The sequence below is a fragment of the Streptomyces uncialis genome (genome assembly GCF_036250755.1).
GTDB classification, from domain to species: Bacteria; Actinomycetota; Actinomycetes; order Streptomycetales; family Streptomycetaceae; genus Streptomyces; species Streptomyces uncialis.
On sequence record NZ_CP109583.1, the window covers coordinates 183,658 to 208,157 of the forward strand.

At 71.8% G+C, this 24,500-nt stretch carries 22 protein-coding genes; 12 read left to right on the forward strand and 10 right to left on the reverse strand.

Features of this window, described 5'->3' with window-relative positions; all coding sequences use genetic code 11:
- Nucleotides 1-24 precede the first annotated feature (24 nt).
- On the forward strand, nt 25-1,113 hold the full coding sequence (locus OG711_RS00795; RefSeq protein ID WP_329558034.1) for a FecCD family ABC transporter permease: 1,089 nt from the start codon (nt 25-27) through the stop codon (nt 1,111-1,113).
- Nucleotides 1,110-1,943 carry an ABC transporter ATP-binding protein gene (locus OG711_RS00800; RefSeq protein WP_266504148.1) on the forward strand — a complete coding sequence of 278 codons (834 nt, stop codon included), beginning with the start codon at nt 1,110-1,112 and terminating at the stop codon, nt 1,941-1,943. The genes OG711_RS00795 and OG711_RS00800 overlap by 4 nt, the downstream gene beginning before the upstream one ends.
- A 36-nt stretch (nt 1,944-1,979) precedes the next feature.
- On the opposite strand, the gene OG711_RS00805 is transcribed toward OG711_RS00800, so the two are convergent.
- Entirely contained in the window at nt 1,980-2,741 is a 762-nt protein-coding gene (locus OG711_RS00805) for a hypothetical protein (RefSeq protein WP_329558035.1), read from the reverse strand.
- A gap of 104 nt (nt 2,742-2,845) precedes the next feature.
- A complete protein-coding gene (locus OG711_RS00810; protein ID WP_329558036.1) occupies nt 2,846-5,173 on the reverse strand; it encodes a chitinase C-terminal domain-containing protein in 2,328 nt (775 codons plus the stop codon).
- A 703-nt stretch (nt 5,174-5,876) separates the two neighbouring features.
- Here OG711_RS00810 and OG711_RS00815 point away from each other — a divergent pair.
- From OG711_RS00815 to OG711_RS00825, 3 genes are all read left to right on the forward strand, one after another.
- A complete protein-coding gene (locus OG711_RS00815; protein ID WP_329558037.1) occupies nt 5,877-6,902 on the forward strand; it encodes an MDR family NADP-dependent oxidoreductase in 1,026 nt (341 codons plus the stop codon).
- An 86-nt stretch (nt 6,903-6,988) separates the two neighbouring features.
- Entirely contained in the window at nt 6,989-7,357 is a 369-nt protein-coding gene (locus tag OG711_RS00820) for a MerR family transcriptional regulator (RefSeq protein WP_099281904.1), read from the forward strand.
- 238 nt (nt 7,358-7,595) lie between these two features.
- Nucleotides 7,596-8,111, forward strand: coding sequence for a GNAT family N-acetyltransferase (locus OG711_RS00825; RefSeq protein ID WP_073792563.1), 516 nt, complete (start codon nt 7,596-7,598; stop codon nt 8,109-8,111).
- Between the two features lie 111 nt (nt 8,112-8,222).
- Here the strand turns inward: OG711_RS00825 and OG711_RS00830 are convergent, their stop codons facing one another.
- The gene (locus OG711_RS00830; RefSeq protein WP_079184916.1) at nt 8,223-8,840 is read right to left on the reverse strand and encodes a MarR family winged helix-turn-helix transcriptional regulator; all 618 of its coding nucleotides are present in this window, start codon (nt 8,838-8,840) and stop codon (nt 8,223-8,225) included.
- A 51-nt stretch (nt 8,841-8,891) separates the two neighbouring features.
- On the opposite strand from OG711_RS00830, the gene OG711_RS00835 reads away from it, so the two are divergent.
- Nucleotides 8,892-9,641, forward strand: a complete 750-nt coding sequence (locus OG711_RS00835) for an SDR family NAD(P)-dependent oxidoreductase (RefSeq protein WP_245876915.1) — start codon at nt 8,892-8,894, stop codon at nt 9,639-9,641.
- 24 nt (nt 9,642-9,665) lie between these two features.
- On the opposite strand, the gene OG711_RS00840 is transcribed toward OG711_RS00835, so the two are convergent.
- From OG711_RS00840 to OG711_RS00870, 7 genes are all read right to left on the reverse strand, one after another.
- Entirely contained in the window at nt 9,666-10,163 is a 498-nt protein-coding gene (locus tag OG711_RS00840; protein ID WP_073792560.1) for an FxLYD domain-containing protein, read from the reverse strand.
- 106 nt (nt 10,164-10,269) lie between these two features.
- Nucleotides 10,270-11,235 (reverse strand): GNAT family N-acetyltransferase, encoded by a 966-nt coding sequence (locus OG711_RS00845; RefSeq protein WP_329558038.1) that lies wholly within the window; start codon nt 11,233-11,235, stop codon nt 10,270-10,272.
- Nucleotides 11,232-11,549: a hypothetical protein gene (locus OG711_RS00850; protein ID WP_329558039.1), complete on the reverse strand. Its 318-nt coding sequence runs from the start codon at nt 11,547-11,549 to the stop codon at nt 11,232-11,234. Before OG711_RS00850 ends, OG711_RS00845 begins: the two co-directional genes overlap by 4 nt.
- Nucleotides 11,550-11,592: 43 nt before the next feature.
- Nucleotides 11,593-12,417, reverse strand: a complete 825-nt coding sequence (locus OG711_RS00855) for an SDR family NAD(P)-dependent oxidoreductase (protein ID WP_329558040.1) — start codon at nt 12,415-12,417, stop codon at nt 11,593-11,595.
- A 69-nt stretch (nt 12,418-12,486) separates the two neighbouring features.
- Entirely contained in the window at nt 12,487-13,332 is an 846-nt protein-coding gene (locus OG711_RS00860) for an amidohydrolase family protein (protein ID WP_329558041.1), read from the reverse strand.
- A gap of 55 nt (nt 13,333-13,387) precedes the next feature.
- On the reverse strand, nt 13,388-14,575 hold the full coding sequence (locus OG711_RS00865; protein ID WP_329558042.1) for a mandelate racemase/muconate lactonizing enzyme family protein: 1,188 nt from the start codon (nt 14,573-14,575) through the stop codon (nt 13,388-13,390).
- Nucleotides 14,575-15,942, reverse strand: coding sequence for an aspartate aminotransferase family protein (locus OG711_RS00870; RefSeq protein ID WP_329558043.1), 1,368 nt, complete (start codon nt 15,940-15,942; stop codon nt 14,575-14,577). Before OG711_RS00870 ends, OG711_RS00865 begins: the two co-directional genes overlap by 1 nt.
- A gap of 269 nt (nt 15,943-16,211) precedes the next feature.
- On the opposite strand from OG711_RS00870, the gene OG711_RS00875 reads away from it, so the two are divergent.
- The 6 genes from OG711_RS00875 to OG711_RS00900 all read left to right on the forward strand — a co-directional run bounded on the left by OG711_RS00875 (nt 16,212) and on the right by OG711_RS00900 (nt 24,465).
- The gene (locus OG711_RS00875) at nt 16,212-17,054 is read left to right on the forward strand and encodes an IclR family transcriptional regulator (protein ID WP_329558044.1); all 843 of its coding nucleotides are present in this window, start codon (nt 16,212-16,214) and stop codon (nt 17,052-17,054) included.
- Between the two features lie 453 nt (nt 17,055-17,507).
- Complete coding sequence (locus tag OG711_RS00880) at nt 17,508-19,652, forward strand: peptidase C14 (RefSeq protein WP_329558045.1); 2,145 nt, start codon at nt 17,508-17,510, stop codon at nt 19,650-19,652.
- A gap of 74 nt (nt 19,653-19,726) precedes the next feature.
- Nucleotides 19,727-20,983 (forward strand): Gfo/Idh/MocA family protein, encoded by a 1,257-nt coding sequence (locus tag OG711_RS00885; RefSeq protein WP_073792552.1) that lies wholly within the window; start codon nt 19,727-19,729, stop codon nt 20,981-20,983.
- A 126-nt stretch (nt 20,984-21,109) separates the two neighbouring features.
- On the forward strand, nt 21,110-22,384 hold the full coding sequence (locus tag OG711_RS00890; RefSeq protein WP_329558046.1) for an extracellular solute-binding protein: 1,275 nt from the start codon (nt 21,110-21,112) through the stop codon (nt 22,382-22,384).
- 225 nt (nt 22,385-22,609) lie between these two features.
- Entirely contained in the window at nt 22,610-23,515 is a 906-nt protein-coding gene (locus OG711_RS00895) for a carbohydrate ABC transporter permease (protein ID WP_329558047.1), read from the forward strand.
- Between the two features lie 2 nt (nt 23,516-23,517).
- Entirely contained in the window at nt 23,518-24,465 is a 948-nt protein-coding gene (locus tag OG711_RS00900) for a carbohydrate ABC transporter permease (RefSeq protein ID WP_073792549.1), read from the forward strand.
- Nucleotides 24,466-24,500 lie beyond the last annotated feature (35 nt).

Here is a 24,500-nt window from a genome sequence, read left to right on the forward strand (position 1 = left end):
TACGCAGGGGACGAGGGGTGTCCGATGAAGACCCGCAGCGCGCCGGATCTCCCGGTGCCGCCCGCGCCCGTGACACCGCCGCCCCGCGCGGCCGGTCTGCTGAGGCTCGGGCGGACGGTCGCCGTACCCGTGGACACCCGGGCGGTGCTGGTGTCGGTGGCGCTGCTGGTGCTGCTCGCGGTGGCCGCCGTCGCCACCCTCACTCTCGGCCGGCTCGGTATCCCGCTGCGGGATCTGCCGTCGGCGCTGTTCGGTGAGCCGCGGGGGATGGACAAGCTGATACTCGACCGGCTGCGCGGGCCGCGGCTGGTCACCGGTATCGGTGCCGGGGCCGCGTTCGGGGTGGCGGGCGCGCTGTTCCAGTCGGTGACCCGAAATCCGCTGGGCAGTCCGGATGTCATCGGGCTGAGCGGGGGCGCGGGGGCGGGGGCGGCGACGGTCGCACTGCTCGCGCCCGGGTTCCCGGTGTCGGTCGGCGCGCTGGTCGGCGCCGTCGTCGCGATGGCGGTGGTGTATCTGGCGACGGGGACGGGCTTCGGTGATCCGGGGCGTCTGGTGGTCGCCGGGATCGGGGTGTCGGCGCTGACGGCGGCGCTGACGCAGTACGTGGTGTACGCGGTGGAGCGGGACCAGGCGACGGTGCTGTCCTCGTATCTGAACGGCTCGCTCGCCACCCGCGACTGGACCGACGCCTCCACCATCTGGGGACTGCTGCTGGTCGCGGTTCCGCTGACCCTGCTGATCTCGCGGAGTCTGACGATCAGCGAGATGGGCGACGAGCTGACCACGGCACTGGGCACGGACCCGCGCCGCACCCGGACCGCCGCGGTGGTGCTGTCGACGGCGCTGGCGGCGGGCGCGGTGACCGTGGCCGGTCCGATCGCGTTCATCTCGCTCACCGCTCCGCAGATCGCGCGCAGACTGGCCCCCGCGCCGGGTCCCCGGATCGCGCTCTCGGCTCTCACGGGTGCGACCCTGCTGGTGCTGGCGGATCTCGCGGCCCAGCATCTGCCGCTCACCGACGATCTGCCCGTCGGCATCTACACGATGGCTCTCGGCGGCGTCTACCTCGGTTACCTGCTCGTCCGCGAATGGAAAAAGGGCACGCTATGACCACCAAGTCCGCCGTGCGCGAGGGCGCCGGGTCCGCGACCACCGGGCTGTCGGCCCGCGGGGTGACGCTGTCGTACAACGGCGACCCGGTGGTCCGGGACGTCAGTGTCGATCTGCCGACGGGTGGGCTGACCGCGATCATCGGTCCGAACGGCTCGGGCAAGTCGACGCTGCTGAAGGCGTTCGCGCGGGTCCTCAAGCCCGACACGGGGACGATCACGCTGGGCGGCGCGGACGTCCACGCGCTGCGCGGCAAGCAGTTCGCCCGGCAGGTGGCGCTGCTGCCGCAGAACCCCCAGACCCCGCCGGGGATCACGGTCCGCGCCCTGGTGCAGCGCGGCCGTCATCCGCATCACACGCTGCTGCGGCAGTGGACGCCCGACGACGACCACCGGATCGCCGAGGCGCTGGCGCACACCGGGCTGACGGACCACGCGGACATCCCGGCGGCGGCGCTGTCGGGGGGCCAGCGGCAGCGGGCGTGGATCGCGATGACCCTCGCCCAGGACACCCAGCACATCCTGCTGGACGAGCCGACCACCTATCTGGACATCGCCCATCAGTACGACCTGCTGGAGCTCTGCGCCCAACTGCACCGGCAGGGCCGGACGATCACCGCCGTGCTGCACGACCTCAACCAGGCCGCGCACTACGCGACGCAGCTGATCGTGCTGAAGGACGGCCGGATACACGCCGAGGGTCCGCCGGCGGAGATCCTCACCCCCGGGCTGGTGTCCGAGGTCTTCGGCCTGACCTGCGACATCATCGCCCATCCGCATCTCGGGACCCCGCACCTCATCCCGCACCCGCAGCCCCGCGCCGACAGCTGAGGCGGGCGCCGCGGGGCGGGTCCGGGCGGTCGGCGGTCAGTCGGCGGCGGTCATGGCGGCGGAGTCGTCCCGGTCCTTGGGGCCGGGGCCGCCGGAGCCGTCCCCGGCGGCGGTGGGGCCGACCCGCACGGTGATCACGTCGTAGTGGGAGTACGTGTTGAGGTCGTCGCCCCGGTGGAGGGTGAGGCTCAGCCCCGCCCGCTCCCAGGTCTCCTCGTGGGTGTCCATCTCACCGGACGTGCTGTGCAGCGGGGCACCGAGCTCCGCGCGGATCAGACCGCTCAGCCGGGCGTACTCGGCGCGGAAGTGGGCGCGCCGGGCGTCCGGCGCGCGGTGCCAGGCGGGACCGTACTCCCCGTCCAGGTCGTCGGCCTCGTCGAGGTCGGTCCCGCCGTCCTCCTCACCGTCCTCGTCCTCGTCGTAGTCCGTCTCGGGGTCTTCGAGGTCGTCGTCCTGGGCGGCGCGGCCGTGCGGCAGCGGCGGTTCCTCGCCGAAGGCGGGCCAGAACAGCGCGCACGGCAGCTGGACGAAGGACGCGCCCTGCCCGTCGTCGGTGCCGGGTGCCGCGCCGAGTTCGAGGCGCGGGCCGATACCGGCGGAGGGCGGATCCGTGCCGAAGAAGTGCGGGGCCGCGGCCCCGCCGCCCCATTCCACGGCGGGCCGTCCGTCGGGGGCCTCGGCCGCCCAGCCCTGGCGTACCAGGGCGTTCTCGATCGTGGAGCGGTCCCAGGGGCCGTCCGTGAGGGCGGTCAGCAGGCGGATCTCCGCCGCTCCCACCCGCAGTGTCTTCAGTGCCATGGGGGAACAGTACGTCGGTGGGACCGAGGTGGTTCCGGGAAAGCCGGAGACCCGGCGGCGCGGGGTCGGGTCCGCGCCGCCGGGTCCGGTTCAGGGAGGGGTGATCAGCAGGGACCGAGGTCCTGCCAGACGCCCCACTCGCCCGTGGTGCCGGGCGCGTTGCCCTGGGTCCACCACTTGGACTTCCACTGCTTGCCGCCGTGGCTCACGGTGGCGCCGCCCGGGTACTCGGTGGTGGCGTTCCACGGGGCCGCGGTGCAGGTGCCACCCGTACCGCCGTTGCCGCCATTGCCACCGTTACCGCCGTTGCCGCCCGTACCACCGGTGCCGCCGGTCGTGGTGCCCGAGCCGTCGGGCTCGACGACCGTCGTGCCGCGGGTGAGGTCACCGGCCAGACCGTAGGTCTTGGCGCCGATCTTGACGGTCCAGTTGGACGGGGTGGAGACGGGGAGGTAGTACACGAAGTCCAGCTCCATCGAGGCACCCGGGGCGATCGACTGCCAGGCCGGGATCTTCATGGAGACCCGGTGGAAGTCGCCCTTGAGTCCACCGACGTTGTTGCCCGTGTGGTCGCTGCGGATGACCGTGGCGTTGAAGCCGGACTGGTCCTTGGCGTTGTTCGGCGCGGAGGTCCCGTAGTCGAACTGGAACTCCGTACCGCCGGGCAGCGCGCTCTTCGTGTTGTTGGTGATCTTCAGCTTCGGGCTGATGGGGTAGTTCTGGTCCCCCAGCTTGAAGCCGCCGAAGTCCACGTCCACGTTGACGGCCTCGGTGGGCAGCGCGATGTTGGACTTCTTCGCACCGTAACCGGGGGCGGCCTTGAACTTGTTGTACATGAGGTTGGTCAGCGTGCTGCCGGCCTCGTACTGGCCCTTGGCCGCGTTCCAGTCGTAGTCGCCCGCGAGCTCCCAGATCATGGTGCCGCCGAGGCCCTTGTTGACCACGTAGTCGGCCTTCGCGCCGATGGACTGCTCGTCCTCGGTGGAGATGAAGACCTTCTTCTGGGCGTTCCACAGCCACGGCGCCACGAGCGTGTTGTCGTACTTGCGGACGTAGCTGCCCTGGAGCTGGGTGTCGGCCGGGAGACCGAACTTCGTCATGTAGTCGCCGACGACACCCTTTTCGAGGTTCTTGGCGTGCCACATCGGGTTGAACCCGGCGGGGGCTTCCTTGCCGCTGGTGTCCTTGTCGTGCCAGACGTTGTCGACGCCCACCGCGCCGTCACCGCACTTGGTGAGACCGGAACCGGCCGGGCAGGACGTGGCCGCGGCCTTGCCCCACAGTCCGTCGGTGCCGCCCTGGACGTTCTTCCAGCCGCGGGTGTAGTACGGCAGACCGATGTTGATCCGGCCGGGGGGCATCGAACCGCGGAAGTACTGGTACGACCAGTCGGTGTTGAGGTACCCGATACCGCCGTACTGGGCGGTGCCGTAGATGTTGGCGCCCGCGAGCTCGGAGTCCTTGCCGTCGTCGTACAGCGCGGCCTGCGGACCGACGTGCTCGTTCCATGTGCCGTGCAGGTCGTACGACATGATGTTGAGGTAGTCCAGGTACTTCTGCACCTGGAACGTCTCCATGCCGCGCAGCAGATAGCCGGACGACGGGGCGGCGACGGTCAGCATGTAGTGCTTGCCGTCCGCGGCGCTCGCGCGGTCGAGCTTCTCACGCAGCGTCTTCATCAGCGCGGCGTAGCCCTTGACGAGACCGCCACGCCGGGCGTTGGCGATGGTCCAGTCGTCGGGGTTGCCCGCGTCCTTCATCGACGTGGGGTACTCGTAGTCGATGTCGACACCGCTGAAGCCGTACTTCTTCAGGAACGCGACCGTGGAGTCCGCGAAGGTGTCGATACCGGCCTGGTTGACCGAGCCGTCGGCGTTGGTGGCCACCGAGTAGAAGCCACGGCTGTCGGCCCAGCCTCCGACGGAGATCAGGGTCTTCACATCGGGATGCTGCTTCTTGAACTTGTTCAGCAGGTTGAAGTGACCCTTGTAAGGCAGCGACGGGTCCATCTCCGCACCGGCGACACCCGGCCAGGTCATCCCGGTGTTGGGGTTGTCCGCGGTGTCGGCGCCGATCGAGATCTTGTTGGCCGAGTCGATCCCGGCGAAGGCGTAGTTGATGTGGGTGATCTTGTCCCACGGGATGTTGTTGGCGAGGAAGGCGGGCCTGCCGTCCTTGCCGGTACGCCAGTTGGTGAAGTATCCGATGATGCGGCGCTGGTGGTCGGCGCCCATCTTCTCGCGGCCCTCGGTGTCGTAGACCGAGCAGTAAGGGACGTCGACACCGGGCGTGGAGTAGAGACCGTCGGGGCGACAGTTCTCCTGCGGCGCGGCCTGGGAGACGCCGGAAGTGAGGGTTCCGGCGAGCATCGCGCCGATCGCGACCGCACCGGCGGCGAAGAGCGCCGGCTTGGCCTTTCTGGAAGACAGCACGTTCAGATCCTCCTGGTGGGGGTCCGTGCTCCGCCGGGGAGCGCGGGGATGTGCAACACGCGTGTGGGGTTGACGCGTTGGCCCTGGGCTGGGGTGCCGAGGGCCGGAACAACGGAGGGAGTACGCCACTTGACGCTGGGGTAGCGCGGTGGCTGACGCTGGGTGGCGTAGTGGCCAGACCTTAAGAGGACTAGACCAACACGGTCAATAGGTCTGGACCTTTCCGCAAGTTTTGCTCAGGGCGGCTACCCGGCGGGAGGTGTCGGCGCCGGGCCCCGCAGGTCACGCGAGGGGCCGTGCCCCACCGCCCCGGGCAAGGGCGGCGTGACGTCCTCGGGCACCGGGACGAACCATCCGGAGGCTGAGAGAACTCTCATCGGCCACCCGCCGACGGGTGGGTCCACGCCACCCGGCACCGGACGGGCGACTCCGTTGTCGCGGGCCCCACTTCGGGGGAGGCGGGGCGGCCGCCACTCCCCGTCGGCCCACCTGTCACCTGCCGCCCGCCCTGGCCCCGTCCGGCCGGGCGCGCCCCTCTTTCACCAGGCTCTCCTCGTCCGGCGCGGCCCTCGCGGCCTTGACCCTGACCTGCGGGCCTTGCCGCTGACCTGCGGGTCAGGGGTTAGCGTCACGGCACTCCGGCAGCGGGCCGCCAGCCGTCCCGCTGTCCCGCTGTCCCGAACCTGCCCCGGGAGTCGCTGAGATGACCGCCGTCCTGCCCCGCACCACCCGTGAGATCCGGCTCGCCGCCACCCCCGAGGGGCTGCCCGGACCGGAACACCTCGCCGTCGTCGACACACCGATGCCGGTGCTCCGACCGGGCCATGTGCTGGTCCGCAACCGGTACTTCCTGGTCTTCCCCGGTCTGCGTACCCTGATGGGCGACGAGATCGACGGCGTACCGCTGCCCCCGCTGCGCGGCGGGGACACCCTCTTCGGGCCCGCGGTCGGTGAGGTCGTGGCCGTCCCGCCCGGCAGCCCGCTGCGGGTCGGTGACACCGTCTCGCATCTCCTCGGCTGGCGGGACCACGCCCTGGTGGCGGACGCCGAGTGCGCCCTACTGGACGGGACGCTGCCCGACCCGGTCGCCCGACTGGCACCGGGAGCGGCGGCCTACGGGGCGCTGACCCGGCTCACCGGTGTCCGCGAGGGCGACACCGTGCTCGTCACGGGAGCGGCCGGGGCGGTGGGTTCGCTGGCCGGGCAGATCGCCCGGGTGCTGGGTGCCGGGCGGGTGATCGGCAGCACCGGTTCACCGGAGAAGGCCGCGCGGCTCGTGTCCGAACTGGGTTACGACGCGGTGGTGCTGCGGGGCACCGGCTCCTTCGCGGAGCGGCTCGCCGGGGCGGCGCCCGACGGGATCGACGTCCTGCTGGACACCGTCGGCGGGGAGCAGCTGGCCGCGGCGCTCGGCGCGGCCCGGCCGGGGGCGCGGTTCGCGCTGGTCGGCGCGCTGTCGGGGCAGTTGTCGCCGGAGCGGGGCGGTGGCAGCGCGCCGGTGCCGCTGGACACGTTCCGCCTGGTCGTGCGGGGCGTCTCGGTACGCGGATACCGGGGCGCGGACCATCCCGAGGTGGACGCGGAGTGGACCCGGCGCTTCGGCGGCTGGCTGCGTTCGGGCGAGCTGAGCTTCCCGCACACCCGGATCGCGGGTCTGGACCGCGCGCCCCGGGCACTGCCCGATCTGATCGAAGGGCGGTACTTCGGGGCCGTCGTCGTGGAACTCTAGAGGCGCGGACTCCCCCGGGACCGGTGCGGGTCCGACGGCACGGCACGTCATGGGAACAGGGTCCGAGCGGGACGGGGTGGCGCGGGATGCGGATCGGTGAAGCGGCACAGGCGGCGGGGACCACGCCCCGGGCACTGCGGTTCTACGAGCAGCGCGGGCTGATACCCCCGCCCGTCCGCAGTCTCGCGGGACAGCGCGTGTACGGGCCCGCCGATGTCGCACGGGTCCGGGTCATCCGCGATCTGCTGGGCCTCGGGCTCACCGTCGAGGACCTGCGCCGCCGCGCCCACCGGCTCCATCAGCTGACCATGAACCCCCCGCCCCGGTGCGACGCCGCCGCACCCGACGGGGCGCGCTCGGCGGTGGTCAGCAACAGGCTCGCGACCCTCGACGCCGAGATAGCCCGGCTGACCGAGCTGCGTGAACGCCTGGCGCGGCAAACCGGTGGCGGCTGAGGCGCCGCACCCGGAAGCAGCCGTACGGTCTCCCCGCGAGCGAAGCGGCGCGGGACGGAGGACGTGCGGAGGGCCGGTGGCGGAACCGGACCCGCGCGGGACGGACCGGTGGGGAACCGGACCGGCCGTCCGGGGTGGACGGCGCGGGGCGGCGGGGGCGGCGGGGGCCGGGGTGAGAGCATGCCTGCGGACATGTTTCCTCCTGCCCGTACCAGCCGAAAGCGGAACGCAGCCCTTCATGAATACGCACAGCTCCTGGATCACCCGCGTCGAGACCGGTGAGGACATCACCGCTGTCCGCGCGATCAACGTCGCTGCCTTCGAGACCGCCTCCGAGGCGGATCTCGTGGACGCGCTGCGGGACGATCCCGCGTGGATCGACGGGCTGTCCCTGGTCGCCGCCGGGGCCGACGGGAAGCCCGTCGGCCACGCGCTGCTGACCCGCTGCCATATCGGGGTGACCCCCGCCCTGTGTCTGGCGCCGGTCGCGGTGCTCCCCTCCCACCAGCGCACCGGGGCGGGCACGGCCGTGACCCGTGCCGCGCTCGCGGCGGCGGCCCTCCTCGGGGAGCGGTTCGTCGTCGTCCTCGGGCACCCGGAGTACTACCCGAGGTTCGGCTTCGGCCGGGCGTCGGAGCACGGGATCGATGTCACGATCGATGTCCCCGACGAGGCCCTGATGGCCCTGGCCCTCGACCCGGAGCACCCACTGCCGAGCGGCACCGTGCGCTACGCGCCGCCCTTCGGGATCTAGCGCACCGGTCGGGCCGACGTCGCCGGACCGTCCCTGGGCCGCGCCGCGTCCCGGCCCAGGGACCGACGGTCGAGGCCCGGCGCCCAGCCGGCCTCCCGGGGACCGCACGGGTCACTCCAGGCCGACGTGGGTGATCCGGTCGTCCCCCAGATCCGTCTGGACGCCGCGCAGCAGGACGCCGAGGAGGTCCGTCAGCAGGTCCCGCTGTTCGGCGCCGAGACCGGCGACGAGTTCGGCTTCCCGGCGCAGGACCTGACCGACGGTCGCCTCGACCAGTTCGTGTCCGGCCGGGGTCAGGGTCACCTCGACGGTACGGGGACGCCCCCGGCCGTTGTCCCGGACCACGAGTCCGTCGCGTTCGGCGCGCGCGACCCGCTGGGAGACCGCCCCCGCGGTGACCAGGGAGCGGCGGGCCAGCTCACGGGTGGTGAGCGTGTAGGGCGGACCACCCCTGCGCAGCACGCTGAGCAGGTCGAGGGTGGCGGCGTCGACCCCGAGGCGGGCGAGGACCCGGCGGCGTTCGTCGCCGAAGAGTTTGGCGAGCTGCCAGACCGGGGTGACGATACCGATGGAGGCGACCGGTACCTCCGGGAGTTCCCGTGCCCAGGCAGCGGTGATGTCCGGCACAGCGGCGCCGCCTCCTCCGCCTGCGGCATCCGCGGCATTCCTGGTATCCGCGCCCTGGTCACCCGGGTGCCGTACCTGCTCCCCCGTCTTGTCGTTTGCCATGACGCCTCTCCCCATGCTTAATATTTAGACCTGAATTTAGACCTTAACGAAATGGTGGAGGCACAGCATATGACACGCGGTACGGCACGCACCGTCCTGGTCACCGGTGGTGGCACCGGCATCGGCCGGGCGATCGCACAGCACTTCGCCACCGAGGGGCACACCGTCGTGGTCACCGGTCGCCGGGCGGGCCCGCTCCAGTCGCTCGCCGAGGAGACCGGGGCCCGGGCGCTGGTCTGCGACCACAGCGACCCCGGGGCCGTGGAACGGCTGGCGGCCCAGTTCCCCGGGCGGCTCGACGTACTGGTCAACAACGCGGGCGGCAACACCGACTTCGACGGTGCCGACGCGGCGGACCTCGCCGGGTACGCCGCGGCGTTCCGGGCCAATCTGGACGCCAATCTCGTGAGCGCCGCCCTGACCACGAGGGCGCTGGAGGACCGGCTCGGTGAGGGCGGTTCGGTGATCCATATCGGCTCGATCGCCGCCGGTCAGGGCGCCGGTTCGTACGGCGCGGCCAAGGCGGGGCTCACGGCGTGGAACCTCTCGCTGGCCGGGGACCTCGGTCCACGCGGGATCACGGCGAACGTCGTCGCGCCGGGCTACGTCGGTGACACCGGGTTCTTCCGGGACCGGCTCGACGCGGACCGCCGTACTTCCCTGATCGCGGCCACGGCCCTGGGACGGGCGGGCGCCCCGGAGGACATCGCGGGCGCGGTCGCGTTCCTGGCCTCGCCGTCGGCGCGGCACATCACCGGTCAGGTGCTGCATGTGAACGGAGGCGCGTACACCCCCGGCTGAGCGCTCCGGCTCCGCCGGGGCCGGTCAGTAGCGGACCGCGGTCGCGACCTCGGCGGTGACCTCGCCGGAGACCTGGTGCGTGCCGCGGGCGGTGGCGTCCTTGGTGGCGCCGGCGGCGACGTCCGTGACGCTGACGACGACCGTGTCGACCAGATTGCCGTCCGCGTCCTTGAAGTTGACCTGCACGCCGAACGACTTGGCGGAGTCGGCGGTGTTGCGGACGGTGAACGGCACGGTGGCGCGGCCTCCGTCGTCGGCCGCGCGGCCGGACAGGGTCACCTCGTCCCGGGCGTCGACGCCGTCGGTGATGTCGTCGAGCTTCTTCTGCGCGTCGGCCGCCGCCGCGGAGACGGAGTCGGCGGCCGACGAGGCCAGCGACGCGCCGACCGACGCCACGGCGGACGCGGCGTTCGACACCGTGCTCGCGGGGGTGCCGCCGTCGTCGGAGCAGCCGGTGAGGGTGACGGTCAGTCCCGTCAGCAGGGCCGCCCCGGCGGCGGTCCGTTTCCAGTACCCGTTCACGTTCCGCCTTCCGCGCAGCCGGTCAGTGCCCCAAGTCAAGGGCGCACGGCCGCGGCCCGCATGTCCGGGCCGCCGGACGGGTGAGCGGCGGGCGGGCCCGGACGGGTCAGAACGAGTCGCCGTACCAGTGCGCGGCGCCGGGCGCGGTCACCGTGCGGGTCACGGCGGCCCGCGGGGCGAGCAGCGGGCGGGCCATTCCTGAGGTGTCCGCGCCGGTGGTGACGGTACCGGGGGCGAGCAGCCGGGGTTCGGCCTCGGTGACGGCCGGGGACGGCGGCAGCAGGACCCGGACCCGGGTGTGCCCGGCGGCGCGGACCCGGTCGGCGAGGGCGGTGTACAGCGCGCCGAGGGCATCGGGGTGGCCGGGGTGCAGCGCGGTCTCCAGGACGTCGGTCCGGCCGGGGGCCGCCGGGCGGGCCACCAGCCAGCCGGTGAGCGTGCCGTCGGCGGGGTCCTCGGCCAGGAGGGACCAGCAGGGCCGGGCGTACAGGGCGGGTACACGGACCCGCCAGTCGTCGGGGCCGCGTACGGCGGTCAGCGGCCGGGTCGCGTTGTACGCGGACTGGAGGCGGGCCAGGCCCGGGGTGTCGGCGGGGGTGACCGCGCGTACCCGGTGCGGGGTGGGTGTCTCCCCGGGTGCGGACGGGACGGTGTGCGGTGCGGCCAGTCGCCCCTCGGTGGTGGGGCGGGCGAACTCCGTCCAGCCGGAGCCCCGGTAGACACCGGGGGTGCCGGTGAACAGCAGGGACCAGGCGCAGCCCTCGTCGGTCATGGTGTCGGTTGCGGCGCGGAGCAGGGCGCGCACCAGTCCCCGGCCGCGGGCCTCGGGGCGGGTGGCGACGGAGCCGATGCCTCCGATCCGGTGCGGGGTGCCGTTCGCGTCGCGGACGCTGCGGGGCACGTACACGACCACGGCGTCGAGGGTGCCGTCGGCGCGGGCCGCGACGAAGGTGCGGTGGTACCGGCCGGGATCGAGGGCGTGCAGGGCGGGCAGCCGACGGACGCCGGGGAAGCACTCGGCCCACAGGGTCAGAAGGGCGTCGTCGTCGCCGGGGCGGGCGGTGCGGATCATGTGCGGACGTTCCCGTCCGCGTGTGCGGCGGGGCCGGTCCCGGGCAGGGCGGTGCGGCGGGTGCCGTGTTCGACGCAGGTGAACGACCGGCCGTCCCCCGCCCGCCGGTACCCCGCCACGACCACCACCGTGCCCTCCCGCACCGGCCTCCCACCCCACCCACGCAACTCCCCGACCGTCGGTACGGAGCGGGTGTCGTGCCCTTGGGAGCGGGCCGCGGCAGGGCCGCTCGCGGTGGCGGTGGCGGTGAGGGCCGCCGCGGTGCCCGATACGGGGAGCAGCTTGCGTCGGGCGGTGCTGCCGTGCGATTCCACTGGTTCCTCCAGGGCGGCCCGGTCCGCGCGGGGGCGGACGGTGTCAGGGTCTGGGGACGGTGTTGCGGTACGGCGGCATGAAGCGCATCCGGGGCATCTGGTCGGCGAGGACTCCCCCGTCCACGACGAGCCGGGTGCCGGTGAGATAGGCGCCCGCGTCGGAGGCCAGCAGCAGCAGCGCGCCGACGCATTCGTCGGGGTCGGCGTAGCGGCCGAGCGGGATACGTGCGCGGTAGGCGGCCTCGAACTCCTCGCGGTCGAAGGGGAACTCCCCGTCGATGGGGGTCTCGACCATGCCGGGTGCGAGGGTGTTGGCGGTGATGCCGTGCGGGGCGAGCTCGACGGCGAGGGTCTCGGTGAGCAGCTGGGCAGCGGCCTTGGACGCGTTGTAGTGGGCGAGCCCGGCCTCGGCGACCAGCGCGTTCTTGGAGGTGACGGTGATGATGCGGCCCGGCACCCCGTCGGCGACCATGTGTTCCGCGATCCGCTGGGACAGGAAGAACACGGCGTCGACGTTGACCCGCATGACGCGCTGCCAGGACTCGGGGGTGATGGTGTTGTAGCGCTCCAGCGCGGCGGTGCCCGCGTTGTTGACGAGGATGTGCAGCGGGCCGCCGAGGTCGGCGCGGACGCGGTCGGCCAGCGCGGACAGCTCCCCGGTGCGGGCGAGGTCCTGGGTGTGGACATGGGCGCGGCGGCCGTGGGCGCGGACGGCCGCCTCGGTCTGTGCCAGCCCCGGGGCGTCCGGGAGGTCGACCAGGACGAGGTCGGCGCCCGCTTCGGCGAGGCCGACGGCGAAGGCCCGGCCGAGACCGCGGGCGGCCCCGGTGACCAGGGCCGTACGGCCCGCGAGGCTGAATCGGTGCATGGGGATCGTTCCTCGGTTGGGGTACGGGTGCCGGGGCGGGCGCGCGGTGGCGGTCCGCCCCGGCGGCGCTCAGTCCGACAGGCCGAGCAGGGGCAGGGCGTCCCGGTGGATCAGCTTCTCCACCTCGTCCCGGTCGAGCGGGTCCAGGCCCGGGATACCGGGGACGGCCGCGACCTTCCGTAGTCCGGCGACGGAGTCGTCCACGGTGGTGAACGGGTAGTCGCTGCCGAACAGCAGCTTGTCCCACACGCCGTAGTCCTGGACCAGCCGCAGGCTGTGCCAGAGCTGGAAGGGGCGGTAGTGCAGGGCGCTGATGTCCGCGTACACATGGGGGTGCTTGCGGACGACCGCGACGCACTCGCCCTCGAAGGGGTGTCCCAGATGGGCGAGCACCATCCGCAGCTCCGGGTGGCGGATGGCGACGGCGTCGAGATGCCGGGGCATCGCGTACTCCAGCGGGGCCGTCGACACGAAGGTGGTGCCCGTGTGGACGAGCAGCGGCAGTCCGTGCCGTTCGGCGTAGGTGTACAGCTCGTCGTACGCCTCGTCGGCGGGGTCGAAACCGGCGTACATCGGCATGAGCTTGATGCCGCGCAGTCCGAGTTCCTGGTGGCCGTACCGCAGTTCGTCCCGCCAGCCGGGCTGGGTCGGGTCGAGCGACAGATAGCCGATCAGCCGGTCGGGGCGAGCCGCGGTGTAGGCGGCGACGGCCGTGTCGTCCACCCACAGTCCGCTGCGGCGGGCCTTGCCGCCGACGACGATGGTGCGGGTGCCGTCGGGTGCGGTGGCCGCGTACTCCTCCCACTTCACCGTGAGGTCGACCTCGCCCGCGTGGGCGCGGGCGGAGTCGGAGGCGAACGGGTCGGTGAAGTCGTGGCTGTGCCGGAACAGATGCGAGTGGACGTCGGTGATCACGCCTGCCGCCTCCCCGCGCTGGCACCGGACCGCGCGCGGGGGCGCCGGTGCTGGTTCATGTGCGGTTCCTCTTCTCCCAGCCGTCCTCGAACATGTTCCAGAAGCGGTGGGTCGGGGGGTGCTCCGCGAAGACCTCGTCGACGAGTTCGACACCGATCCCGGGTGCGGTGGGCAGCCCGATGTGGCCGTCCTCGATGGGGAGGGTGCCCTTGAGGGCCTGGAAGACATGGTCCTCCAGGAGGCCGTCGAAGGTCTCCAGGATCTTCAGATTGGGGATGCCGAGGCCGGCGTGCACGGAGACGGTGGTGCACAGCGGCGAGTTGGAGTTGTGCGGGGCGACGAGCATGCCGTGGCTGTCGGCGATGGCGGCGATCTTGCGGACCTCGGTGAAGCCGCCGGCCATGGAGAGGTCGGGCTGGACGATGTCGACGGCGTGCGTCGCGAAGAGCTGCTTGTACTCGTAGCGGTTGTGGAAGTGCTCGCCGCCGGAGAGGGGGAAGGCGGCGCGTTGCCGCAGTTCCGCGTAGCGCTCGATATGGGTCCAGGGCATCGGCTCCTCGAACCAGCCGATGTCGAAGGGCTCCAGCTCGCGGACGAGTCGGCTCGCGGTGGGCATGGCGAACCGGGCGTGGCCCTCGATGAAGAGGTCGGTGTCAGGACCGATGGCCTCGCGGACGGCGGCCACCAGATCGAGGGAGCGGCGCAGTTCGGCGCGCTCCAGTTCGTGCAGGCCGGGGCCGAAGGGGTCGAACTTGAGGGCGGTGAAGCCCTTCTCGACGGTGGCCCGGGCCTTGGCGGCGAAGACCTCGGGGTCGCGTTCGCCGTTGTACCAGCCGTTGGCGTAGACACGGACCTTGTCGCGGCAGGCGCCGCCGGTGAGCCGGTAGGCGGGGACGCCGAGGGCCTTGCCCATGAGGTCGTACATGGCCTGGTCGAGGCCGGACAGGGCGATGCCGCCCATGTCACCGCCGCGCAGGAAGTCGCCCTGGTAGACGCGGAGCCAGAGTTCCTCGATGTCGAAGGGGTCGGCGCCGATCAGATGGCGGCGGCCCAGCGACTCGGTGAGGGCGCAGACCTCGGCGCCGCGGTAGGGGTGGGTGATCTCCCCGACGCCGGACAGTCCCTCGTCGGTGTGGACGCGGACGTAGCCGAAGTCGCGCCAGGCGGTGCCCAGCATCAGGGTCTCGACCCGGGTGATCCGGCCGGCGGGACCGGCGGGGCGGGTGGTGTCGACGGTGAGCATCAGCGGACCGCCCCGCCCATGGTGGAGGCGTTCTCCAGGTCGCGGGCGCCGCCCTCGGCGAGGACTGCCTGGACGGCGGCCTCGGTGCCTTCGAGGAGCCGGTCGACGTCCGCGTCGGTGTGCGCGTAGCTGATGTGGCTGCGCTTGAGGTTGAGCGGCAGCTCGAACAGCCCGTGGTCGAGGAGTCGGCGGCGGTAGCCGACGAAGAGGGCGGCGTCGTTGGCGAGGAGGTCGTCGTAGGTGCGGGGCGCGTCGCCCGGCATGAAGTAGGTGACGAACACCGAGCCGTGGCCGGTGACGACGGCGGGGACACCGAGGCGGGTGTACAGGCTGTCGAGTCCGGCGCGGACCCGGGCGCCGAGCCGGTAGACATGCTCGTGGACGGGTTCCTCGCGCAGCTTGCGGAGGGTGGCGAGGGCGGCGGCGACCACGGACGGGTGGCCGTTGTAGGTGCCCGCGAAGAAGGCGGGGGCGCCGGGCCGGGTGGAGAACAGGTCCATCAGGTCGGCGCGGCCGCCGATGGCGCCGACGGGGGCGCCGTTGGCGATGGCCTTGCCGAGGGTGGTGAGGTCGGGGGTGACCCCGCTGAGCTGCTGCCAGCCGCCGAGGGCGTGCCGGAAGCCGGTGATGACCTCGTCGAAGACGAGCACACTGCCGGCCTTGGCGGTCTCCTCGCGCAGGGTGGTGAGGAACTCCTGGTACGGGAGGAGGGCGCCGACGTTGTGGGGGACGGGCTCCACGATGACGGCGGCGATGTCCTGGCCGTGCGCGGCGAAGGTCCGGCGGACGGCCTCGCTGTCGTTGAACGGGAGGACGAGTGTGGCGTCGAGGACCTCGGGGAGGATGCCGGTGGAGATGGGGTCGTGCCCGCCGATCTTCTCGGGCGCGGAGATGACGTTGAGGCTGACGGAGTCGTGCCAGCCGTGGTAGCAGCCCTGGAACTTGACGACGAGGCGACGGCCGGTGGCGGCGCGGGAGACCCGCAGGGCGTGGAAGGTGGCCTCGCTGCCGGTGCTGGTGAGGAGCACCTTCTCCACGGAGGGGATCAGTTCGGTGAGCTGTTCCGCCAGCTCCACCTCGCCCTCGGTGACGCCGACGCCCATATGCCCGAGGGTGGTGCCCGCCTCGGCGGTGGCGCGGGCCACGTCGGGGTCGTTGTGGCCGAGCAGCGGGGGTCCGAAAGCCGAGTGGAAGTCGGTGAACTCACGGCCGTCGGCGGTCCGGAAGCGTGCGCCGGAGGTCGCGGTGACGACGAGATCGGCCAGTCCGGGAACGCTGCGCTGGCCGCTGTTCACGCCGCCGGGCACGACCTTGCGGGCGCGCTCGGCGATCCGGGCTCCGGAGGTGAGGTCCGGGCCTGAACTCATGGTGCTTGCTCCTTGCGTCGAGAGTCGTCGGCTCCGGAGGCCCTGCCCGGCCTCCGAACCCTGGCGCCATCCGCCCGGCAGTCGCCGCAGGAAGAGTGCTTCGGTTCGGTCTGTACGGGTTGCCGTACAGATGGGGTGTCACATGGTGCGAGTTTTTCAGAACACCGTTCTGCTGTGCAGAACAGTTCCTGAAGATTACGAGCGCCCCTCCCACCGGTCAACCCCTTTCGGGGCGGTAGACCCGCTCGATATGACTAAACTGTTCGGTCATGACGAACAGAGCTGTTCAGGAGGACCCGAAGTACTGGGTCAAGAGCGTCGCCAGGGCAGCGGACATCCTCGAAGTCCTCGCCACCCCGGCGCCCGGCAGCGGACTGAGCGTCACGGAGGTGGCACAGATCTGCGGGATCTCCAAGAGCGCGGCGTTCGGCACCCTTCAGACGCTTCGCGCCTACGGCCTCGTCTCCGACGACGGCGAGGGCATGAACCGCCGCTACCGGCTGGGCATGGGGCTCTCCCGCCTCGGTGACCGGGCCCGTTCCCAGGTGTCCCTGCGCGGGGTCGCCCACCCGGTGCTGCGCGATCTGAGCCGTACGACGGGCATGGCGTCACGGCTCGCGGTGCCCGAGGACGGGCACGCGGTCGTGGTCGACCAGGTCGAGCTGGACCACCGGGTGCGCCTGGACCTGCGGATGGGGCAGCGCGAACTCCCCCACTGCACCGGGCTGGGCAAGGCCCTGCTGTCGGCGCTGCCCGAGGCGGAGGCCGCGGCCGTGATCGAACGGCACGGGCTGCCCCGCCGCACCCCGCGGACCATCACCGACCCGGCGACCTTCCTCGCGCATCTGCGGGACATCGACCGGGTCGGCTACGCGCTGGACGACGAGGAGGACGCCGAGGGAATCCTGTGCATCGGCGCGCCCGTCCGTGACGACCGGGACATGTGCGTCGGCGCCATCAGCATCACCGGGCTCAAGCTCGGTCTGCCCGCCTGGCGTTATCAGGAGCTGGGCGGCCAGGTGCGGGACGCGGCCCAGCGGATCAGCGAAGCACTGGGGTGGGCCGCCCCCGACCCGGCCGGGGACACGGCGCCGGGGGCCCCTCGGGGCTGAACACCCGGGCACGGACCGTGCGACGGGGATCGGAGAGCGGTGTTCCGGTCCCCTGTTCCGCGTACGCGGGGCGGCCGTCGGCCGGCCGGGAAGGTCCGGGTCCCCGGGGGCGGGAAGCCGGTCGCCGCTGCCGGGTGCGCGGCCGTCGGCCGGCCGGGAAGGTCCGGGTCCCGGGGAACGGGGAAGTCCGGTCCCCGGGAATTCGTCGTGATCCAGCTCTTGACCTTCCATGGAACGGCCACGTACGTTCCTGCCATCCGCCGGGACATTCTCCCGTCACCGGCGTGTCATCCCGATGTATCCCTTCCCGGGCCCTGCCCATCCGTCCGGGAACCCCGCTGAGCTCTGCTCAGGGGCAGCTCTTTCGAGCCATCCGCCGTCATGGCAGTCATCCGCAGGACCGCTCCCCTCCCGCCCGGTTTCCCGGTCACCTCTCGGAAGGCGAAGTCCGCGATGAGCGTTCCGCAACACCCGAGCACCGCCCGCCGTCATCTGCTGCGCGCCTCCGGCGTCGCCGGTCTCGCCCTCGCGGGCACGGCCGCCGCCACCGCTCCCGCCCAGGCCCGGTCCGCCAAGGACGCGACCCTGCGGGTCTCCGATGTCGGGGAGTTGCGTGGGCTGGGTGGGAGGTCGGTGCGGGAGGGCACGGTGGTGGTCGTGGCGGGGTACCGGCGGGCGGGGGACGGCGGGTCGTTCACGGCCCGCTGGGATGCCCGGTCCACCGCCGCGCACAACGGCGGCACCGTCATCGCCCCCGACACCAGGAAGCCCGGACCCGGGCGCTGGCACCAGCTCCACCACGGCGTCCTCGACTTCCGCACCTTCGGCCATTTCGACGCGGACACACCGGCCGACGACGCGCTCGACGCCATGATGAACGACCCCACCGTCCACCGCGTCGAGGCCCACACCGACCTCCTCCTGCGCAGACGCCACACCTTCACCCGCTCCCGTATCGAACTCGACTTCCACGGCAACACCCTCCACACCCACGGCACCGACAAGAACACCCACGACAACCCCTTCGGCGCCACCCTCGCCTTCCGCGGCACCGTCACGGACGAGACCCGCACCCATCGGCTCACCGAGGCGATGCCGGATCTCTCGGACCTCTTCGAGGTCGGGGACTCGGCGGGCTTCGAGGTCGGGCAGTGGTGGGCCGTCGAGGTCAACGCGCTCACCGGCAGGTGGGAGCGCGAGGTCCAGCGGCTCGTCCAGGTCACGGAGATCGTGGACGGCTCCCGTGTCCGGGTGAACTACCGCATCGGCTGGGACCTCGCCGCGGGCCGTACCCTCACCTGGACCCGGGTCGAGCCCGTGGAACGCGCCCATGTGCGCGATCTGCGGTTCGAGGGCGCGGGCGACGACCAGTACACCGGCACCCACCCCGTCTCCTACGAGTACGCGGTGCGCTGCGATGTCTCCGGCATCGAGGCGACGGGCACCTTCTGGCCGGTCGTGATGCGCCGCTGGTGCACCTACTTCCGCACCGACCGCTGCACCCTCACCAACCCGAAGTCGGTGACGTACGGCGGCGCGGGCTACCTCACCCAGCAGATCTACTGCCTGTACGGGCATGTCGAGGACTGCTACGTCTCCAACGCCCGGCACCTCAACGACTTCACAGGCAGCGCCTACTGCTATGTCACCAACTGCCACAGCGACGGCGACGACCAGGGACCGTTCGTCACCCATGGCCAGTACGAGCACGACCTCGTGTACACCGGCAACTCCGGGCTGATGACCTTCGCCAACTCCGGTGCCGCGTGGGGCGGGGCCGCCAAGCGGATCACCGTACGGCGGCACTCCTGCTCCTGGTTCGTCGCCCGGGTCAAGGTCACCGATCTGACGCTGGAGGACGTCACCGTCATCGGCAAGAAGTCGCTCGCCGGGTCGGGGATGCTCTGGGTCAACGCGGACGGCGTCCAGATGCGCGGTTGCACGGCCACCGGACCGCTGATCGTCTCCCAGGCGTCCAAGCGGTCGGCGCGGCCCAATGTCATCGCCGACTCGTCGTTCGCGTTCGCCGCCGGAGCCGAGATCACCAAGGCCGATGTCTCCGCGCCGCTGACCCTGGAGCGGGTCACCCTCACCGGGATCGGCGGAGCGGCCTTCAAGGGCACCGGCCCGCTCACCCTGGACCACTGCGAGCTGACCGGCGCGCCGGACGCGGCCCCGGCCACGTACGCCCATGGCGAGGTGCGTGTCGAGGGCGGCCGGCTCACCGACACCGGGGTACGGCTGACCGGGGCCGGGGACCAGACGCTGCGGATCGACGGCACACGGCTGACCGGCACCAACAAGGACGCCGCGCTGCTGTCCCGCTCGGGTGGTGGGCGGACCGTCGACTGGCGGCTCGGCGGACTCGACTCCTCCGCCCCGGACGGCACCGCGCATGTCCTGGTCACCGAGGGCGCCAACCGCTATCGCGCGCACGGCTGTTCCTTCACCGGCGGACGTCTCGAACTGCGGCCCGCCGCGTTCGGGGACGGCGGTCATCTGCTGCACACCGGGTGCGTGGAGGACGGCACCGAGCGCACCGCGCTGCCCGACGAGGGTGCGCGTGTCTCGCACGGCACCGGCAATCTGCGCCTCTGACCGGCCACCGGCCCGCCCATGAGCCGGGCCCCGCACAAGCCCCGCACGCCCCAGCGAACTCCCAGGGAACACCTGTGTCCACGCATCCCCCGATCACCGGCCGGCCGGTGCGCGTCGCCCTCGTCGGCGCCGGCAATCGCGGTCTCACCTACCTTGAGTGGATCAAGGCGCACCCCGAACGGGCCGAGCTCGTCGCGGTCGCCGATCCCCGTCCGGCGGCGCGTGCCGCGGCGGGCGCGCCGGTCGAGTTCGACGACTGGCGTCCGCTAGCCGGGGAACGGATCGCGGACGCCGTGATCGTCGCCACCCAGGACCGTGACCATGTCGAGCCGGTGCTCGCGCTGGCCCGCGCCGGGTACGCGATCCTCGCCGAGAAGCCCCTCGCCCCGACCGAGGAGGAGACCCGCACCCTCGTGGAGGGGGTGCGGGAGGCGGGGGTGCTGTTCGCGGTCTGCCATGTGATGCGGTACCAGCCGTACACGGATCTGGTGAAGCGGGTCGTGGACTCGGGGGTGCTCGGGCAGCTCGTGTCCGTCGACCATCTGGAGCCGGTCGGTTGGTGGCACTACGCCCACAGCTATGTCCGTGGGCCGTGGAGCAGTGAGAAGACGTCGTCGCCGATGCTGCTGGCGAAGTCGTGCCACGACCTGGACTGGATCACGTATGTGATGGGCGGCCGGATCGAGGAGGTCGCGAGTTTCGGGGGACTCGCGCACTTCCGTCCGGAGAACGCTCCCGAGGGGTCGGCCGAGCGCTGTCTGGACTGCGCGGTGGAGGCTGGCTGTCCGTACAGCGCGCTGAAGCTGTACATGCCGACGCTGCGGGAGCGGGGCGCGGTGTGGCCGGTCACCCATGTGACGGAGGCGGCCGACGAGGCCGGTCTTGTCGAGGCGCTGCGCGAGGGCCCGTACGGGGTGTGCGTGTACCGCTCGGACAACGACGTGGTCGACCACCAGGCGCTGGCCATGCGGATGTCGGGCGGGGTGACCGCGACGTTCCAGATGGTGGCGTTCACCGAGCAGACCCACCGGCAGACCAGGATCTTCGGCTCGCACGGCTGGCTGCGCGGCGACGGTGAGCGGGTGACCGTCCAGGACTTCCGTACCGGGGACACCGTCACGCACGAGCTGGGCGCCGGCGGGTCCAACGCGGCCGACGGGCACGGGGGCGGTGATCCCGCGCTGGTCGAGGCGTTCGTACGGGCCGTCGCCACCGGGGACCCGGGTGCCGTGCGGTCCGGTACGGCGGCGTCGCTCGGCAGTCATCTCGCGGCGTTCGCGGCGGAGCGGGCCCGCCACACCGGGACCGTGCAGAAGGTGCCGGCCCACTGACCCGTCCGTGCGCCGGATCACCCGGCGCGCGCCCCTCGATCTCCCCCCTCAGCTTCCCCTTCCCCCTGAGCTTCCCCTTCTCTTCCTTCTCTTCACGACGATCAGCAGCCTTCGGAGGCGACCCTCATGTCCCGTTCCTCTTCGTCCCGTGCCTCGTCCCGCCGGGGCAGAACGCGTGCCGCCGCCGTCCCGGTGGTGGCGACCGCGCTGGCCACCACGCTGCTCGCCGCCTGCGGCGGTGACAGCGGCGGCGACGAGAAGTCCGTCACCATGTGGACGTACCCCGTGATCTTCGACGAGGCGAAGAACAAGGCGTACTGGGACGGTCTGGTCAAGGAGTTCGAGAAGAAGCACGCCGGGACCTCGGTGAAGGTCGAGACGTTCCCGTGGGCCAACCGCGACACCGCGCTCGCCACGGCGATCGCGTCCGGCAAGGGCCCGGACGTGGTGTACCTGGTGCCCGACCAGCTGCCCAAGTACGCCAAGAACATCGTTCCCGCCGACGAGTACATGCCGGCCGACGCCAAGGCGGACTACACCGACTTCGCGCTGGAGTCGGTGACCGTGGACGGCAAGGCACTCGGCACCCCGGTGCTCACCAGTGCCAACCCGCTGATCTGCGACAAGCGTGTCTTCGAGGCGATCGAGGAGAAGAGCTACCCGAGCACCTGGGCGGATCTGGAGGCGCTGGCCCCGAAGCTGAAGGAGAAGGGCTACTACGCGACCAGCTACAGCGGTGACGCCCAGCAGACCCTCAACATGACGTTCTACCCGCTGCTGTGGCAGGCGGGCGGCGATGTGTTCACCGAGGACGGCAAGAAGACCGCGTTCGGCGAAGCGGCCGGGGTGAAGGCGCTGACGTTCCTGAAGAAGCTGGTCGACGCCGGTCACACCGACAAGGACCTGGTGACGACGACGCCGAAGCTGGAGCAGACGCCCGTCGCCAAGGGCAAGGTCGCCTGCACCTGGCAGAACGTGGCCTCCGATGTGGAGCCGTTCTGGGGCAAGGAGAACATCGTCGTCCAGCCGCCGCTGAAGGACACGGAGTCCGTCGGCTACGGCACGGTCGGGGCGCTGTCGATGCTGAAGGGCGCCGGTAAGAAGGCCGCCGGGGACTGGATCAGCTTCGTGGCCGAGGCGAAGAACGCGGCCGGTCTGGAGAAGGAGTCCGGATACTTCCCGGCGCGGAGGTCCGGCGGTGACCTGTACCCCGGTGACGCGCTCCAGAAGGCCGTCGGCGACACCCTGCCGAGCATGACGGCGGGCCCGCTCCACGAGAGGTCCCGTGAGGTCATGGGCGTCCTGGCCCCGGAGATCCAGGCGGCGCTGCTCGGACAGAAGAGCCCCGAGGACGCGCTGAACGCGGCGGCCAAGGCCGCGGACGCGATGCTCGCGCGGTGATCCGGCCGCCCGGCCCGGTGGCCGGGCAGCCGTCGGCGCCCGGGTGCCCGCCCTCCGGGCAGCCCCTCCCGGGCGTCACGGGCCGCGGGTCCCGGCCGGTGCTTTTCTCCGCGACCCGGCCGGGGCCCGCCGCCCGACGACCCGACCGTGACCGCCGGACCCGGCCTGCCGGGTCCGCTCCCTCCTCCCTGACCTCCCCTCCCCCGCACCGCAAGGAGATTCACCGTGGCAGTCGTCGCGGAACGCGCCCGTCGGGGCCGTCTCGGCGGGCCGCTGGCGCGCCGCGAGGCCCGGATCGGCCTGCTGTTCGTCCTCCCGTGCTTCCTGCTCTTCCTGGCCTTCCGGTTCGGTCCGGGTGTCGCCGGTGTGCTGATGAGCTTCACCGACTACTCCCTGACCGGCGGCGGCCGGTTCATCGGCTTCGACAACTTCGCCCGGCTGTGGGAGGACCCGCTGTTCTGGCAGGCCCTCAGGGTGACCGTGCTGTACACGGTCATCGCGGTACCCGGCACGCTGGTCGTGTCGGTGGCGCTGTCGCTGCTGACGCGGCGCGCGTTCCGGGGCTCCAAGGTGTTCCGGTCGGTGTTCTTCCTGCCGGTCGTCACCTCGCTGGTGCTCGCCGCGACCGTGTTCGTGTGGATCTTCTCCACCGGTGGTCCCTGGTCGACGCTGATGGGCTGGTTCGGCTTCCCGGAGGGCTCCTGGCTCTCCGACGACGTCCTCGTCATCCCGGCCCTCGCGCTCGTCGGTGTCTGGTCCCGCTTCGGCTACGGGATGCTGATCCTGCTGGCCCGGATGCAGGACATCCCCCGGGAGCTGGAGGAGGCGGCGCTCACCGACGGCGCCGGTCCCTGGCAGCGGTTCCGGTACATCGTCCTGCCGCAGCTCAAGCCGACGCTGTTCTTCCTCGCGGTGATCGAGACCACCGCGTCGTTCCAGGTGTTCGACGCCGTGTACACCATGACCGGCGGCGGACCCGCCAACGCGAGCTACACGCTCGTCTTCCAGCTCTACGACGCGGGCTTCAAGTACTTCGACCTGGGCTACGCGGCCGCCATCGGGGTCGCGCTGTTCGTGCTGACCCTGGTGGTCGCGTTCGTGCAGCGGCTCGTGATCGGGAAGGACCAGTGACCATGACGACCACCACACCGGTCGAGTCCCCCTCCGCCGACGGGCCCGCGCGGCCCGCTCCGGTGCCCCGGGACCGGCGGGCGGAGCGCAAGCTGCGCCGGGACGCCGAGCGCGACTCCGTACCGCACGCGATGCGCGGCACCCGGCGCGGCCGGATCGCCCGGGGTGTGCTGCTGGGGCTCGCCGCGATCGTGACGATCTTCCCGTTCTACGCGATGGTCGTACTGTCGCTGAAGCCGTCCGCCGCCGTGGAGTTCCCCGGCAGCCTGGTGCCCTGGCCGCTGACCGGTGAGGCGTACGACAGCGTGATGAACGCGCAGGACGTTCCGCGCTGGCTGTTCAACACGCTGGTGTACTCGCTGGTGTCGGTGGTGGGGACGCTGCTGCTGGCCTCGCTCGCCGGGTACGCCTTCGCGAAGAAGCGGTTCCCCGGACGGGAGGCGATGTTCTGGTCGTTCCTGTCGATGGTGATGGTCCCGTACCACGTCACGATGATCCCGACCTTCGCGATGATCGCGAAGCTGGGCGGGGTGGACACGTACTGGGGTCTGATCGTGCCGACCCTCGCCAACGCGCAGGCGGTGTTCCTGATGCGGCAGTTCATCAAGGGGCTGCCCGACGAGCTGTTCGAGGCGGCGCGGCTCGACGGCTGCGGCGAGTGGCAGATCTTCCGCCGGATCGTGCTGCCGCTGCTGAAGCCGATCCTCGCCACGCTCGGGGTGTTCGTCTTCCTGTGGCACTGGAACGACTTCCTGTGGCCGCTGGTCGTCGGACAGTCGACCGACATGCGGACCCTGACGGTGGGCATCGCCTCGCTCCAGCAGCAGAACGTGCCGCTGAACGTGGTCCTGTCGGGCTCCGTCATCGCGTTCGTGCCCATCTTCGCCGCGTATCTGGTGGGCCAGCGCTACTTCACCGAGGGCGTCACCGCGTCCGGGATCAAGGGATGAGTCAGCGGATGGGCCAGCGCACACCGAAGGGACCG